Here is a 13,320-nt window from a genome sequence, read left to right on the forward strand (position 1 = left end):
GTTTTGATACATTTGGTTCTGAAGGTCTTAAAGAATCCTCAACTTGGAAAAGGTACTCGAAGGAAATAAAGCTTTTAGCTGTTAGTGATTATCTGTCTGGTAAATACTCTTTACTTGAGGTTGTCAAAAAGTATGAAATATCAAGTCATTCCGTCCTCCACGAGTGGATTAAGAAGTATAATACTCATAGAGATTTAAAGGATACGTCAAAAGGAAGGACGAGCTCTATGACTAAGGGAAGAAAAACAACTTGGGAAGAACGAATACAAATTGTACTTGATTGCTTGGGGAGCGGAAAAGATTATCAAGAAGCAGCTAATACTTATAATGTTTCTTATCAACAAGTCTATCAATGGGTTAAGAAGTATGAAGTGGCGGAGATGAAGCACTAAAAGATAAACGTGGTATTAAGAAAGAAGAAGCTAAGCTTACTCCAGAAGAGAAAATCGAACTTCAAATGAAAAAGTTAGAAAGAGAAAATGAACGGTTACGTGCGGAGAATTTATTCTTAAAAAAGTTAGAGGAGATCGAAAGGAGGCGAAAATAAGCCTAATCCGATTTGAGGATAAGTATATCGCTATTCAGGAGCTTCACAAAAATGAGAATTTAAGCATTAGTTTACTTTGTGAGATCGCTGAAATTGCACGTTCTGCATACTATAAGTGGCTTAACCGTACCCCTTCTACCCGAGAAATACTGAATGAAGAAATCATTAAAGAGATGAAAATTCTCCATAAAAAGGTTGATAACACCTTCGGCTACCGACAAATGACGCTTCATATGAACAGAATGTTTGAGGAGAACCTTAATCATAAAAGAATTTACCGATTAATGAAAGTGGCTGGTTTACGCTCTGTCATTAGGATTAAGAGGAAACAATATAAACGTTCTACACCTCAACATGTGGCAGACAATATATTAAATCGAGAATTTACCGCGGAAAAACCAAATGAAAAATGGGTTACGGATGTGACAGAATTTAAGTATGGTCAATCAAAAAAGGCCTATTTAAGTGCGATTCGTGACCTATATGATGGTTCAATCATAAGTTATGTTCTAGGACATTCTAATAATAACCAACTTGTATTTAAGACACTTGACCAAGCTACAGTACTATTAGCTGCGGAAAAACCACTTATCCATAGTGACCGTGGATTTCAGTACACCTCTAAAGGATTTAAACGTAAAATAGATGCGGCGAATATGACACAAAGTATGTCACGAGTTGGTCGGTGTATTGATAATGGACCAATGGAATCCTTTTTTGGAACACTAAAATGTGAGAAATATTATTTGCATAAATATAAGACTTTTGAGGATCTTTCTCTTGCGATAAATGAGTACATTCATTTTTATAATCATGAGAGATACCAAAAACGATTAAACGGCCTTAGCACTATGGAATATAGAGCTAAAGCCGCTTAGATCCTTTTTATTATTTCCACTGTCTACTTGACAGGGGGCAGTTCAATCTCGATGCTTGTCGTTTCCTTTATTTTAACCTTTATGTGTTGCTTCTTCTTTCTTCCACTTTTTCCTCATTATTAACGTTACAATTCCAATAACCCCCAAGAAAGCAAAACTAACGAAAAATCCAATTCTGCTTACTTTCTCAAACATCGTACCACTAATGGCAAGTAGTATTAACAGTATTCCGAGAATCCGTAAAAACTTATCTGTAGCCGTTAGTTTTTTCATCACACGCTTAAACGAGAATAAAATAAATAACCAAGTATATAAAAGCATTAAACCCGCTGCTGTAGTTAAATATTCATAAATCTTATCAGGTAGTAATAACGAAACAACAATTGACACGATTAACCCACCAACTGTTAATAATAGTGCAGCAATTGGGAGCTTCTTTTTCCCTTTCGTTGTTTGAAAAACCTTTGGTGCATCTCCGTCTTCAGAAAGTGTTACGATCATGTTCGTCACTCCATAAAGAGCTGCAACCATTGTAGAAAACCCACCGATAATAAGAACGGCATTAAAGACATGTGGTACAAAAGGCAAATTATAACCTTCTAGCGCTGTCATAAATGGACTTTGCTTCGTCGAAAACTTATCCCAAGATAACAGTGTAATGGCAAGACCTAGTGAAAGAAGATAAATCGTCGTCAATAGAATGAGCATGATTTTCCCTGATTTAGGAGCATCTTTTGGCTCTTTTAAATCAGATGCCATAATCCCCATTACTTCAATTCCTCCGAATGCATAAAAAGCATAAATTAACGCAGTCCAAAATCCTTTAAATCCATTAGGGAATATTTCACTATACGTTTTCTTTATGCTGACTTCCTTTTCTCCATCTATAACACCAAAGAGTGCAAGTGCGGCAATGATTATAAACATAAATATAGCTGCAATTTTTAATATTGCTAATACATTTTCTACCTTTTTAAAACTACTTACACCCGCAAGTATTACAATAATACCTAACACTCCATAAATAAGTGTAAGTAGCCATAATGGAAAATTATCAAACCAAAACCTAGTGAAGAGCCCTAAGGCAGTTAGCTGACTTCCCATTATTAACATTTCCGATGCCCAATACACCCATCCGTTACTAAATCCTGCCCATCGTCCAAATGCTTTTTTAGCATAAGATCTAAAGGAGCCTTTTTGCGGATCATCTGCTGTCATACGAGCTAGTGCATTAAATACAATATATGTTGCTAGTGCGGCAAGTAAAAAGGAAATAAGTATAGAAGGTCCGCTTGTCTTTATCGCTAAACTAGAACCTAGAAAAAAACCAGTACCGATAATACTGGCAACGCCAAGGAGAGAAAGCTGCCACCATTTTAAGCTTCCCTTTTTATCGTTAGACGAGTTTGCATCCTTAGATTGACTTTGTGTCATATTATATCTCCCATCTATCAAGCTTATAAATACATGGGTATTATTCACAAATCAAAACAGAAGCATTCATCTTACGAGATAACAAAAAAAAGATCCAATGTTAGAGGATCTTATGCACCAGTTTTTCTTCTTTGGTTATTAGGTTTTTTTGTATGCTGACTCTTCATTTTTTGAGTCCCAGTACCACCTTGTTTGCTGTTTGAGTTCCCATTTTCATTAGCTTGTTTCTTATTCGCAAGTTGCTGTTTAATTGCTTCTTGTAAGCTGATTTTCTTTTTTTCAGTTGTCATTTTGTTCATTCCCTTACACTTTAATGAATTACATTGATAGAATGTATTTTGTTTTTGATAATTATCCTTCAGTGTATAATAATATAGAAAGCATAAACTGTAAATAAGAAAAAGACAAGGTGATGAAATGTTTACAATTACAGAATACACAGTTGAACTAATGGATGATCCATTCAAAATTCTTCAAGGCAATCGCTATGAATTTATGTTACAAGTCAGTGTAGACGAAGAGGATGATTTATATACTGAAAAGGGTGTTTATTTGAGAGTTATTTTTACAGTTGATGGTGAAACAAAGAAAATATCTCAATCTTCATTTCACGAAAATTCCACTGACCGTTATTTAGAATTCGAACTCGAAGATGATGAGGAAAAATTGGTCTTTGACTTCTGTTCAACTCACTACGAACCGATAGAAGAAGAAGCAAAATAATTCCAAATTCAATTGCAGCTTCTAGTTACGAGCAAGATTATTGGTTGGACTAGTTCGTCTAAAGCAATCATTTCAATTTGATCTCTTTAAATAGAGTTATGTTTTGATAGCATATTTTTACCTCAAATATATTCTCCTTCTATTTTAAAAGTTGAATGTGTTAAAAAACAGACCTAAATTTTTTATATACTGATTGTAGCGGAATGGCACTCGACTCCTGCGGGAGCAGTGGGACAGGTGAGACTCATGCAGGCGGTAACGCCGAGGAGGCTCACCGCCCCCCCGAGGAAAGCAAGTAGCCGGAGCGGAGATCACTTAGTTAAACAGAAAAACATAACAAGAAGAAAGCCTCCAAAATCGGAGGCTTTCTTCTTGTTATACGTTTTTACCATCTTCAATGATGTGGTACATGAGATGAGCTAAATGATGGATTGGTCCATATTCTTCTTCTTCCTCATTTACCTCTTCATTAAATTCAAGGTCATTTAAGTAAAGCGCTGTAAACTGATAGAAATCCTTCAGTTCAAACTCAAAGCAAGCTACTGGATCTTCACCATCTTCTTCATATTGAAGAACTAAATAATGTTCTTCTCCTTTTTCGTCTTCTGCATCAAAATAAACAAAAAAGCCTACGTTAGTATCAAGCTCAAATAAATGTCTTGTTCCTCCAGCAGTGACAACATTAAAATCCTCTTCTGTTAACTTTTTAACATTCATTGGCTTTACTTCGTCTTCTTGATGAAACGTAACTGTAAATGATTGCATCATTATTCCTCCTTCATATGTATTGCATAAGCCTATCCAACTTAATAGAGATTGTCAAATGGGGTATACAAAATATAAAAATAAAGAGACAGCATTAATACTGTCTCTTAACTGACTCTTTTTAATACTTGGAGTAGCGCAGGTTTTCTTCTCTTATTATAATTCATATGGATAAGTGCGATGATACGAAGCATCACTCCAAGTATTGTTGTCTTTTGATACGCAATGTAACGAGGTTCCCAATGCGTGGCAAACTTCGATTTATATTCTTTTAAACCTTTAAATTTATACAACTTCTCTCCATGTTCGTACATGAGATTAGCTGCCCATTCATAGAGTGTTGCAGGTTGGTTAGTAGGTTTTACATTTGATAAAGGTGCCATACCTAAACTACAGTAGTCGTATCCTTTTTCCTTTGCCCATAAAAATATTGAAGTAAACAACACATCCATCGTTCCATTAGGGCTGTCTGGAATATATCTCATTAAATCAATATGGATATTTTGCTCATTTTTATACGTATGACTAGGTAGTGTAGCAAAAGCAATAACTTTACCATCAGAATTAATTATGACGGCAATCGGAAAGCGGGATATATAATCTTTGTCAAAATAGCTTACCGAAAAGCCTTTTTCATTTCTATTACCTAACCATAAGTCAGAAACTTCCTTAATTTCAGCTAAAATTTTTTCAGAGTGAGGTGGTTGCAATACTTTACTGTTAAATCCATTTCTTTCAAATTTATTTCTGCTCGTTCTAAATTTAGCAACCTGTTTACCTTCTAGCGTAAATGAAGGCAAGAATACCTTAGCTTCTTCACCAATTTTTATTATTTGATAATTTAGATTCCTATATATAGACATGTATTGAGAAGATATTTGATAAAAAATCGGACGATGCACCAGCTTTGATTTACATTTTTCTTCTAGTTCTTTTAGTGCAGAGTCATAAGATGCTTCGTCACCGATTGGGTCACCAAGTACCACTACTTTTCCCGCTATTTTCTGAAGGCTAAAATACACCGATTTATTTTGATTCCAAAAACCAAATTTATCATTCAAGAACATCAAGTGTGATAAAAAATGTCCACCATAATTTGTGACAAATCCAAAGAGTTCTAAATAGTTTGGATCATAGAAAGTATCTTTTGTTTGTTGTAAATAGAGATATAAGAAGGATCCACTAAAAACAATTATAGTAATTCCTATAATTGAATAAATTAAGGTCTCTGTCATAACTCTCCTCCTATGCGATGAATACTAAAGTAATATACCATAAGCTTAGGTGGAGTGGTGTAATAATTTTTTTGGCAATTAATATATCACTATAATCAGAGCTGGTTAAACTAGTCTCGATCAAACATAATTAAAGAAAAGGCAACTTAATGTTTCCATTCTAGTTGCCTTTGTCTACAATCTCAAATTAGTTAAATTGGATGATTTTCTACCATCTCAATGTCATCGTTAATTTACAACAATCTGTTTCTTCAACTTGATCATGAAAAACCATTGTGAGACCGTCTGGATTAAATGTAGGAGTTACTTTTGAATTGAGACCTGTAGATTCAATAAGCTGTTCAACCTTGATCGTATTTGATAATTGTGCAGCTGACATCACATCATGTGCAAAGGCTTTAGAATCTGCTAAACGGTCTAATACTTTTGAAGCATCCTTCATTAACCCTCTAAAAGTAGTGGCAGATTCTGAAAACTTAGTTGAGTCAACATCTGGATATTCACGTATTGTATTTACACTAAAACCAAATTGTTGATAATTCCTAATTACTGACATAAATTCCCCTCCTATAATTCTTTCCTTATCAATGTATGTAAGATGCTTGGTTAGGCTTACGACATTTCGATATATATATGCATAAGAATAGTTTTAGTTATGAAAACGGATGCTAAGAGAATGGAGGTGAAGGAATTGAAAGGAAACAAAAAAATGCCTGATTTTGACTCATTGTCCGATCGTCTAGTTGCAGAGCATACTCATGAACCAATCTTTGCAATAAAAACAAATTTAGACCCTAAATCCTCTAGTGAGGATAATCCCTATTACAATAACGTTACAAATAGTGAAGAAAAGAAGAAGCTTGATGAATTTTTTGGACAATCATAGGAGTTGAAGATATATGGATACAACTTTAGGTTACTTAAGAGAAATCCTCTCTAATTACACGGATAAACATGCAATCTCTAGAGAAATTTATAAGAAACTTGAATCAAAATTAGATGATGAGATATCTTTTGTGCGATCATTAGATCAAGAACAAACTCAGTTTTTAAATGATATATTACCTCAGGAAATTGAACACGCGCTTGATGAGCAAGATTTCCCACGTACGTCGGAGCTTAACCATATTTATGAACTTCTTATCTAATGCCACCTTATCAAGGGTGGTTTTTTCGTTTCACTTAATACGTTCTTATTAGAATTGGTTGTACATATATTGCAGTAAAGGACGTAAAAAGGAATGGTTTCTTTGAATGAACGGATATGTGCGGTAACAATTGGCAGTCTTCTGATTGGGATTGGGATCAATGCATTCATCATGCCACACCACTTAATGGAAGGTGGGATGATCGGAATTGGGTTGATTGCTAAATATAAATGGGGCCTTGAGCCAGGCTTAACGATCATTATATTAAGTATACCAATTTATATATTTACGTTTTTATATAATAAAACACTATTTTTTAGAAGCATACACGGACTGTTACTGTCTTCTTTCTTTATTGACATGTTAAGCCCACTTCGGAGTACATTTTCTCTTCCTATGATTAGTAGTGCCGCTTTAGGTGGGGCTTTGATTGGTGTAGGGATTGGTCTCATGTTACGATATCAAACAAGTACAGGTGGACTAGATTTATTAGCTCAGGCATTATCCATTGCCTTTCTTATGAATGTCGGTGTTATTATTTTTCTATTTGATTTTTCGATTATTTTAGCCGGGAGCTTATTAATTGAGAGTACTTCTTTACTGTTCTCATTAATTGCCGTTTGCTTTGTAGCCATTTTCACTACACTATGTACGTATTCCTACATAAAATAAACTCTGTTAAGCAAGTACAACCTCCACCTTTCATTGTAAAAATAAACACAGTCATTCATTCAACGTCAAAATAAAAAACGTCAAAATCATTTGACGTTTTTGTATTATTCTTGTTTTCTAGGTATTGCAGTAGATTTGTCATCTAATTGATCAATTTCACCATCAATCGTGCCTTCCATATACGTATCACTTGCTTGTTCATGCGTCATTGCAAGTCCCGCTTCAACCTCAGATGCTTTTTGATAATAGGATGGATCATATTGTTTCCCAGCTATATTTTCACTCTTTTCCTTCATACGAATCACACCTTTTCCTCTATATTCTTGTATATCCTTTGTATCAAGTGAACAAAATATTCAAGAATTGTTACTGGAGGTGCGGTTTATGAAAAAGAGTTCATCATTTTCTACTAAAAAATTTAGTGATACAAATATTGAAGAAGTTAAAAGATTAAATGCTCAATCCGGACTATCTTATAACGAAGTTTTTTCCTTACTTGCTAAACGATATAATGAAAATCAGTCTAAAGAGTAATAGAGGGCTTTTGAATAGCCTTCTTTTTTTGATTTTCTTTATAAAACACAAATAAAAATGAAAATGCACCCGCCCATCTTATAATTGTAGAGATCGTCATCGCAAATTTCACATCATATAAGTCGAGTAGAAGGACTCCTATTTGAGGTGCGATACATCCCATCAAAGCAACCAGGAAGTTGTAATTTGCTAGTAGAGTAGTTCTATTTGTTTCTGGAGAAACGCTTAATAATTGGTTAAATAGTAACGTTACAGTTCCAGCCACAAATACACCGGTCCATAAATTCACTGCAGTTAAGTAATACATATTTGTAGAAAGTATCGTTAAAAATGGAGCCGTACCTATTCCAATTGAAGCAATAAATAACATGATAGTATTACCATAACGATCTGCAAACCTTCCCCACCATTTGTAACTAGCAATTTGAGATAATTGATTAGCAACAGTAAAAATACTAATCCAAAAGGCAGTAGCATGGGCATCATTAATTTGATAAATACTAAATAGTGGCCACGCCATTTGCCAACCAAAGTTAAATAAGGTTGCGCAAATTAGGAAATAGAAATATGGTTTATGTTTGTATATTTGGCTAAGTGCCTTTTTACTAAATGTCTTTTCTTTTTTGTTACTACTCGTAACTTCTTTATGCTTCATTAAGTAGTAAACCTCTAGTATTCCGAATAAAAAGCCTATAAGAAATATCCATTGATAGGGTGATGCTGAAGATTTACTAAATTCATTAAGTGTAATCCCTGTAGCAAAGGTTGCAATCATACCAACAATCGTTAATATTTGATTGCGTTCACTAAAAAATTTCCCTCTCCGATTCTCAGGGATCAAGTCCCCTATAAATGCTTGCCATGATAATGTTGCGATTGCATTTGGGAAATTTAATAAAGCGATTACCGCAACTAAAATCCAGGCTTGATTTGTATACGGAATGAATGGGATCAGACTAATTAACAATAAACCGAACCGAGCAGCAAAAATTGAATAGGCGGTGAAGGTTTTCTTTAATTCCAAACGACTGACCCAAATCGCACCTGGGATCATCGCCAAAAGCGTCATAAAGGAAGGCATTGAACTTATTAGTCCAACCTGAAAATTGGATGCCCCTATAACTTGAATAGCAAACAAGGGAATAAAGCTCATGATAAAGCTTTGGGAAATGGTAGAAGCAGCTCCATTCCAGATACTAAAACGTTCGTTTTTCTTAATGATGTCTAAAGAGTATCTCATCTCTCTTCCTTCCTTCTTTTCGGTTCTCGAAATGTTTCTAGAAGGAGTTTACTCCTGTATAGGAAAAGTTGCAATATATTTTTTCATCCAAATAAAAAAATGAGTAGAATGTCTACTCATTTTTATACCTTCGTCTTAAACAACGCACCAACTTGTTTTACCATCCCATTAAGTTGGTTTACAGTATTCATCATTTGTCCTGCTGTACTCATCATTTTATTCACATCATACACACCATCTTTTGTTTTGAATTGATTCAATATCCCGTTAAAACCTGCATTTGGATTAGGTTTTGCTTTTTGTGCCTGAACAGGATATGGCATTTGAAAAGGTGTCATATTTTGGGTTTGTGGCCACATATAAGAATTTACTGTATTTGAATGCTGATTCATAGTTGGATAGGGTTGTTGGTAATATTGCTGATTGAGATGTAACGGCTGATTTGAATGACCTTGATACGGATAATAGGAATTACTATTCATAAACGGGTTACGAACCATTCGTCTCTTTTCCTTTATGCCAAACATAAAAAATCATTCCTCCTAGGTTAATGTCTTGTTAGTAGCAGTTTATGAAAACTTTTAAAATTGGTGTTACTCTATTCCCTATGTAATTTATTGACTGGAATTGTCGGAAATTTCACTATTCTAATATCTAAAGAATCTTTATTTACATGGTAAGATGAAAACAAATTTAAATAGGGGGCTTGGTTTTGATGAACATAGTGGATTTGAGAAATAGGTTTATTGCAGTGAGTAAACAGGAACCCGTTGATTCAATAGAACTTCTCCATTTTGCTAAATTATGCTACGTACGAGGAGATATCCAAATTGTTGATTATAGAGAAGTTGTTAAACAATTAGAGCAAGAAAATAACTATACACCTGAAGGACTAGATCAGGCAAAACTCTAACATTCATAATCATGTTAAAAGTTACCTTTGTAAATTCACTCTTCTTAAAGCAAATTAATAAGGCTCTATATTGTTGAAGAGTAGACTTTGATTAAGGAGTGGATGGTATGGGTCGTGGAAAAGCATTTCATCATCAAACAAAGGGACAAAACCGCGAGTTACCAAAGAGTGCAATCGAAGTGGCTCCTAAGCATGCGGATCATGTTGAATATGCGATTGAACCTGTTGCGTCGGCTGACAGGGATGCGGTTTCCTTTCAAATTGTTAAAGAAACAGAGGAATAATGATAAAAAACAAACTATGGTGTCCTACAATCGTAGGACGTACCATAGTTTGTTTGTTTTGTTAGTCATTCAATTTTTGTATGATTGACTCTAAAATATATTCGTTTGAACGGATCAATTCCTTAAATCTCTTCGGTCTAGTATCAGGATAAAAAGCTTGTAGTGCAACTGTTGTTATATTCTCAATTGTATTTTCGATTTGGTTTGGGTGCAAGTACTTCGGACGCTCTTTTTTTATCCAAATATTCACTTGCTCATTCCATCGATTTGTTAGTTCAAACACTTGGTCTGCGTATGGTTTGACGACCGAATGGAAATCTGAAGGAACATCCTCTTTCAAAGTGTTAGCAAAAATCTCCATTAGTTCTTTATTATATTGTAGTAAACGGACCGTGTCGTTTCGGATTAATTCTTTGTTCATCTAATCACCTATAGGTTAATGTATGAACTAATGATACTTCTTTCTATCATTTAATTCAAATAAACTACCTACTAAATGCTAATTTTAATGAAGGAACTGTAGGAATGGTCTTTGTTTTATTTTCAAGTCTTACTACCGAAGACTCCACAAATTTAATCTTTTCAAGCTGAGCTAGCTTGTGTTCATTTATTTCAATATCAATATGAGATTCCATTGTCGCTTCAATTTTATCAATACTTTTGATCACTTCATCAAATGCTTGTTCAATACGATCAATCGCTACTAAATTTCCCACTAGAAATCCCTCCAGAAATTTTTATATGTTTTTCTATTTCCATACAATTTTCAAAGTACCTCCCTCTCTGACAAAACTAGTGCATATTCGTCAAAGAAAGTGGATTTCGGGATTTTTTACAGCTCCAATCGACAAGAGATATTCATCTGAATGAAAATAAAAGTGATGTAAAAGCTATTACTACAAGGAGGTGCAATGAATGGCAAAAAATAAAGAAAAGAACTCGAAGCAAAATAAATCAGCTGAGGAAACAAAGGCTGGTTATGGTAATCCCAAATTAGAAGGTCCGAATCGTCCTTCTGTATAATCCATACTTAGAGAAAAGAGCAAGGACTTGACTCCTTGCCTTTTATTTTGATTGAGAAGGATCTAGCTTATTTAAAGATAATAATTCTTGAAATTCTTGTTCCATTAAAATACCAAGATGTAGTTGCTCCTGCTTTTCTCTATACCAATCTGTGATATGTATTTCATTTGTTATCTTAACTGGTTGCAACCATTCTCCAATCTTGTTATTTTGTTCAATCCATCCTTTGAAGTCATGCCTATGATGATGAATGACTGGAAACACATCACGTAATATCGGAGTATCTTGCTTTTTATGTTCTCCTAGGAAAACTTCATAGTCATGCCTTGAACCTGTATGGTCAACAGATATTGAGAATTCATGTATGCGAGAATACAGATCAGGATGAAATAATATCTTGGCTAGACTTTTTCCAAGCTTTATTCTAGAGGTTAGTTTTTTAAAATCGTGGACTGAACATCCATATAAATGTCCATCTCTCGTTGGAAAAAGTACCGTACTAAAATGTAACCAATCCTGTAATAAAAATATCCACGTTTTGAATACTTTATGTTCATAAACAGGATGTTCGATAACAGGACGTTGAATTAGATTTTGTTCATTAATAATGAGTGAGATCATTAATTTCTCTTCTCCGTTAATTTCCCAAAACTCTTTCCATTGTTTCTCCATAAAAGACGAAACAGAGAATTCCTGTAATAGATGAAATAACCCCTTTCCGATTCTTTTAGACTCTTCATAAATACATAACTGAGGATAAGCATCAGAGAAAATCAACCAATTAGCTCGTTCATATGTTAAAAATAATCGCATTCTAAATTGATTTGCCAGTATTCTAGGATACCATTCACCTTCTAAGTCACACATGTTCCACCCAGCATTTCTTGACACCATACTTGCTAAAAAAGACCACTTTATTTCCGGATTTCTCTCATAAAAGTCAGCATATGCATTTGTTCTTGTAATGTTATCTCTATTATTAATTATTGTGTTATTCCGAATTTTCTCCACTATCTCAATTTCTTCTTTTGTTAACATATTGTGTCCACCTCATGATTATCCTTTACTAAAGCGCTCATATGTAAACGATTCTTAGATAGATAGAGACGGGTCAAAAGCATCAACTTATGTTTTCATATCTCTTTTCCCTACTTTTTTGGTATTATACATAATAGGATGTAAATACATCCACATAATGAAAGGCTCTACATACGAATAAATTATCATGTAACTTCCCAGTCTTTTATTTCGTCTATGTATTAGTGTCGTTACAAGGAGGTTCATATGTCCATTCGTTACCCAAACGGAAAGGTGTATCAAGCCAGCACCACACCCAAAAAGGAAATGACTACAAAAAAAATATCATACAGTAATCGTGGAATGACCCTCGAAGAAGACTTAAACGAAACGAATAGTTATTATTTAGAGAGGCAAATAGCGGTCATTCATAAAAAACCAACACCTGTACAGATCGTTAATGTCGATTATCCAAGTAGAAGTGCAGCAGTGATTAAGGAAGCTTATTTTAAACAAGCATCAACTACTGACTATAACGGAATTTATAGAGGCAGGTATATTGATTTCGAAGCTAAGGAAACTAAGAATACAACATCTTTTCCCCTTCAAAACTTTCATCAACATCAAATTAGTCATATGAGACACGTTCTAGACCAAGAAGGAATTTGTTTTGTCATATTAAGATTTTCAATTACTGATGAAGTGTATTATCTAGAAGCCTCTCATTTACTTGAATTTTGGGACCGACTTTTGAATGGTGGAAGAAAATCGATTACAAAAAAAGAGATTGAAGAATACGGACATAAAATACTGATTGGGTATCAACCTCGTATTCCCTACATTTCAATTCTCGACAAACTATATTTTTAAGGTTCACTAACAATCGAAGTTGAGAAAAACACTTATT

21 protein-coding genes are annotated in these 13,320 nt (G+C 34.2%); 10 read left to right on the forward strand and 11 right to left on the reverse strand.

Going from position 1 to position 13,320, the window contains the following annotated elements; all coding sequences use genetic code 11:
* Together JR050_RS19235 and JR050_RS19240 are read left to right on the forward strand one after the other, a co-directional pair.
* Window positions 1-392 (forward strand): helix-turn-helix domain-containing protein (locus JR050_RS19235; RefSeq protein ID WP_204205151.1); only part of this gene is annotated, 392 nt, incomplete at its 5' end.
* 112 nt (window positions 393-504) lie between these two features.
* Window positions 505-1,425, forward strand: a complete 921-nt coding sequence (locus JR050_RS19240; protein ID WP_204205445.1) for an IS3 family transposase — start codon at window positions 505-507, stop codon at window positions 1,423-1,425.
* A gap of 72 nt (window positions 1,426-1,497) precedes the next feature.
* Here the strand turns inward: JR050_RS19240 and JR050_RS19245 are convergent, their stop codons facing one another.
* Together JR050_RS19245 and JR050_RS19250 are read right to left on the reverse strand one after the other, a co-directional pair.
* Entirely contained in the window at window positions 1,498-2,859 is a 1,362-nt protein-coding gene (locus JR050_RS19245) for an amino acid permease (RefSeq protein ID WP_204205287.1), read from the reverse strand.
* Between the two features lie 110 nt (window positions 2,860-2,969).
* Window positions 2,970-3,149: a hypothetical protein gene (locus JR050_RS19250; protein ID WP_204205288.1), complete on the reverse strand. Its 180-nt coding sequence runs from the start codon at window positions 3,147-3,149 to the stop codon at window positions 2,970-2,972.
* A gap of 127 nt (window positions 3,150-3,276) precedes the next feature.
* Here JR050_RS19250 and JR050_RS19255 point away from each other — a divergent pair, with 127 nt between their 5' ends.
* Window positions 3,277-3,582 (forward strand): DUF6509 family protein, encoded by a 306-nt coding sequence (locus tag JR050_RS19255; protein WP_204205289.1) that lies wholly within the window; start codon window positions 3,277-3,279, stop codon window positions 3,580-3,582.
* Window positions 3,583-3,957: 375 nt separating this feature from the next.
* On the opposite strand, the gene JR050_RS19260 is transcribed toward JR050_RS19255, so the two are convergent.
* The 3 genes from JR050_RS19260 to JR050_RS19270 all read right to left on the reverse strand — a co-directional run bounded on the left by JR050_RS19260 (window position 3,958) and on the right by JR050_RS19270 (window position 6,138).
* Window positions 3,958-4,347: a cytosolic protein gene (locus tag JR050_RS19260; protein WP_204205446.1), complete on the reverse strand. Its 390-nt coding sequence runs from the start codon at window positions 4,345-4,347 to the stop codon at window positions 3,958-3,960.
* 107 nt (window positions 4,348-4,454) lie between these two features.
* The gene (locus JR050_RS19265) at window positions 4,455-5,582 is read right to left on the reverse strand and encodes a phosphatidylglycerol lysyltransferase domain-containing protein (protein ID WP_204205290.1); all 1,128 of its coding nucleotides are present in this window, start codon (window positions 5,580-5,582) and stop codon (window positions 4,455-4,457) included.
* Window positions 5,583-5,790: 208 nt separating this feature from the next.
* Window positions 5,791-6,138, reverse strand: coding sequence for a YuzC family spore coat inner layer protein (locus JR050_RS19270; protein WP_204205291.1), 348 nt, complete (start codon window positions 6,136-6,138; stop codon window positions 5,791-5,793).
* Between the two features lie 135 nt (window positions 6,139-6,273).
* Between JR050_RS19270 and JR050_RS19275 the strand changes: the two genes are divergently transcribed.
* From JR050_RS19275 to JR050_RS19285, 3 genes are all read left to right on the forward strand, one after another.
* Window positions 6,274-6,468, forward strand: a complete 195-nt coding sequence (locus JR050_RS19275; protein WP_239454492.1) for a hypothetical protein — start codon at window positions 6,274-6,276, stop codon at window positions 6,466-6,468.
* A 13-nt stretch (window positions 6,469-6,481) separates the two neighbouring features.
* Window positions 6,482-6,730: a sporulation protein gene (locus JR050_RS19280; protein ID WP_204205293.1), complete on the forward strand. Its 249-nt coding sequence runs from the start codon at window positions 6,482-6,484 to the stop codon at window positions 6,728-6,730.
* A 102-nt stretch (window positions 6,731-6,832) separates the two neighbouring features.
* Window positions 6,833-7,402: a YitT family protein gene (locus JR050_RS19285; protein WP_204205294.1), complete on the forward strand. Its 570-nt coding sequence runs from the start codon at window positions 6,833-6,835 to the stop codon at window positions 7,400-7,402.
* Between the two features lie 104 nt (window positions 7,403-7,506).
* On the opposite strand, the gene JR050_RS19290 is transcribed toward JR050_RS19285, so the two are convergent.
* Window positions 7,507-7,698, reverse strand: a complete 192-nt coding sequence (locus tag JR050_RS19290) for a YozQ family protein (protein ID WP_204205295.1) — start codon at window positions 7,696-7,698, stop codon at window positions 7,507-7,509.
* An 88-nt stretch (window positions 7,699-7,786) separates the two neighbouring features.
* Here JR050_RS19290 and JR050_RS19295 point away from each other — a divergent pair, with 88 nt between their 5' ends.
* A complete protein-coding gene (locus JR050_RS19295) occupies window positions 7,787-7,936 on the forward strand; it encodes a hypothetical protein (protein WP_204205296.1) in 150 nt (49 codons plus the stop codon).
* On the opposite strand, the gene JR050_RS19300 is transcribed toward JR050_RS19295, so the two are convergent.
* Complete coding sequence (locus tag JR050_RS19300) at window positions 7,926-9,176, reverse strand: MFS transporter (protein ID WP_204205297.1); 1,251 nt, start codon at window positions 9,174-9,176, stop codon at window positions 7,926-7,928. The two genes, JR050_RS19295 and JR050_RS19300, sit on opposite strands and share 11 nt — an antisense overlap.
* 122 nt (window positions 9,177-9,298) lie before the next feature.
* On the reverse strand, window positions 9,299-9,703 hold the full coding sequence (locus JR050_RS19305; RefSeq protein ID WP_204205298.1) for a YppG family protein: 405 nt from the start codon (window positions 9,701-9,703) through the stop codon (window positions 9,299-9,301).
* A gap of 188 nt (window positions 9,704-9,891) precedes the next feature.
* Between JR050_RS19305 and yppF the strand changes: the two genes are divergently transcribed.
* Together yppF and JR050_RS19315 are read left to right on the forward strand one after the other, a co-directional pair.
* Window positions 9,892-10,089 carry a YppF family protein gene (gene yppF, locus JR050_RS19310; RefSeq protein WP_204205447.1) on the forward strand — a complete coding sequence of 66 codons (198 nt, stop codon included), beginning with the start codon at window positions 9,892-9,894 and terminating at the stop codon, window positions 10,087-10,089.
* 107 nt (window positions 10,090-10,196) lie between these two features.
* Window positions 10,197-10,373: a hypothetical protein gene (locus JR050_RS19315; RefSeq protein WP_204205299.1), complete on the forward strand. Its 177-nt coding sequence runs from the start codon at window positions 10,197-10,199 to the stop codon at window positions 10,371-10,373.
* 61 nt (window positions 10,374-10,434) lie between these two features.
* On the opposite strand, the gene JR050_RS19320 is transcribed toward JR050_RS19315, so the two are convergent.
* The 3 genes from JR050_RS19320 to JR050_RS19330 all read right to left on the reverse strand — a co-directional run bounded on the left by JR050_RS19320 (window position 10,435) and on the right by JR050_RS19330 (window position 12,434).
* The gene (locus JR050_RS19320; protein ID WP_204205300.1) at window positions 10,435-10,794 is read right to left on the reverse strand and encodes a YppE family protein; all 360 of its coding nucleotides are present in this window, start codon (window positions 10,792-10,794) and stop codon (window positions 10,435-10,437) included.
* 64 nt (window positions 10,795-10,858) lie between these two features.
* The gene (locus tag JR050_RS19325; protein ID WP_204205301.1) at window positions 10,859-11,089 is read right to left on the reverse strand and encodes a hypothetical protein; all 231 of its coding nucleotides are present in this window, start codon (window positions 11,087-11,089) and stop codon (window positions 10,859-10,861) included.
* Window positions 11,090-11,438: 349 nt separating this feature from the next.
* Window positions 11,439-12,434 (reverse strand): DUF2515 domain-containing protein, encoded by a 996-nt coding sequence (locus tag JR050_RS19330; RefSeq protein ID WP_204205302.1) that lies wholly within the window; start codon window positions 12,432-12,434, stop codon window positions 11,439-11,441.
* Window positions 12,435-12,680: 246 nt separating this feature from the next.
* Between JR050_RS19330 and recU the strand changes: the two genes are divergently transcribed.
* Window positions 12,681-13,283: a Holliday junction resolvase RecU gene (gene recU / locus JR050_RS19335; RefSeq protein ID WP_204205303.1), complete on the forward strand. Its 603-nt coding sequence runs from the start codon at window positions 12,681-12,683 to the stop codon at window positions 13,281-13,283.
* The last annotated feature ends 37 nt before the right edge of the window (window positions 13,284-13,320 follow it).

The sequence above is a fragment of the Bacillus suaedaesalsae genome (assembly GCF_016890225.1).
Classification (GTDB): Bacteria; Bacillota; Bacilli; order Bacillales; family SA4; genus Bacillus_BS; species Bacillus_BS suaedaesalsae.

Coding starts and splice junctions, on each gene's coding strand:
- JR050_RS19245 (WP_204205287.1), bottom strand. CDS start 2,859: ATGACACAAAGTCAATCTAAGGATGCAAACTCGTCTAACGATAAAAAG.
- JR050_RS19250 (WP_204205288.1), bottom strand. CDS start 3,149: ATGACAACTGAAAAAAAGAAAATCAGCTTACAAGAAGCAATTAAACAG.
- JR050_RS19255 (WP_204205289.1), top strand. CDS start 3,277: ATGTTTACAATTACAGAATACACAGTTGAACTAATGGATGATCCATTC.
- JR050_RS19260 (WP_204205446.1), bottom strand. CDS start 4,347: ATGCAATCATTTACAGTTACGTTTCATCAAGAAGACGAAGTAAAGCCA.
- JR050_RS19265 (WP_204205290.1), bottom strand. CDS start 5,582: ATGACAGAGACCTTAATTTATTCAATTATAGGAATTACTATAATTGTT.
- JR050_RS19270 (WP_204205291.1), bottom strand. CDS start 6,138: ATGTCAGTAATTAGGAATTATCAACAATTTGGTTTTAGTGTAAATACA.
- JR050_RS19280 (WP_204205293.1), top strand. CDS start 6,482: ATGGATACAACTTTAGGTTACTTAAGAGAAATCCTCTCTAATTACACG.
- JR050_RS19290 (WP_204205295.1), bottom strand. CDS start 7,698: ATGAAGGAAAAGAGTGAAAATATAGCTGGGAAACAATATGATCCATCC.
- JR050_RS19295 (WP_204205296.1), top strand. CDS start 7,787: ATGAAAAAGAGTTCATCATTTTCTACTAAAAAATTTAGTGATACAAAT.
- JR050_RS19300 (WP_204205297.1), bottom strand. CDS start 9,176: ATGAGATACTCTTTAGACATCATTAAGAAAAACGAACGTTTTAGTATC.
- JR050_RS19305 (WP_204205298.1), bottom strand. CDS start 9,703: ATGTTTGGCATAAAGGAAAAGAGACGAATGGTTCGTAACCCGTTTATG.
- yppF (WP_204205447.1), top strand. CDS start 9,892: ATGAACATAGTGGATTTGAGAAATAGGTTTATTGCAGTGAGTAAACAG.
- JR050_RS19315 (WP_204205299.1), top strand. CDS start 10,197: ATGGGTCGTGGAAAAGCATTTCATCATCAAACAAAGGGACAAAACCGC.
- JR050_RS19320 (WP_204205300.1), bottom strand. CDS start 10,794: ATGAACAAAGAATTAATCCGAAACGACACGGTCCGTTTACTACAATAT.
- JR050_RS19330 (WP_204205302.1), bottom strand. CDS start 12,434: ATGTTAACAAAAGAAGAAATTGAGATAGTGGAGAAAATTCGGAATAAC.
- recU (WP_204205303.1), top strand. CDS start 12,681: ATGTCCATTCGTTACCCAAACGGAAAGGTGTATCAAGCCAGCACCACA.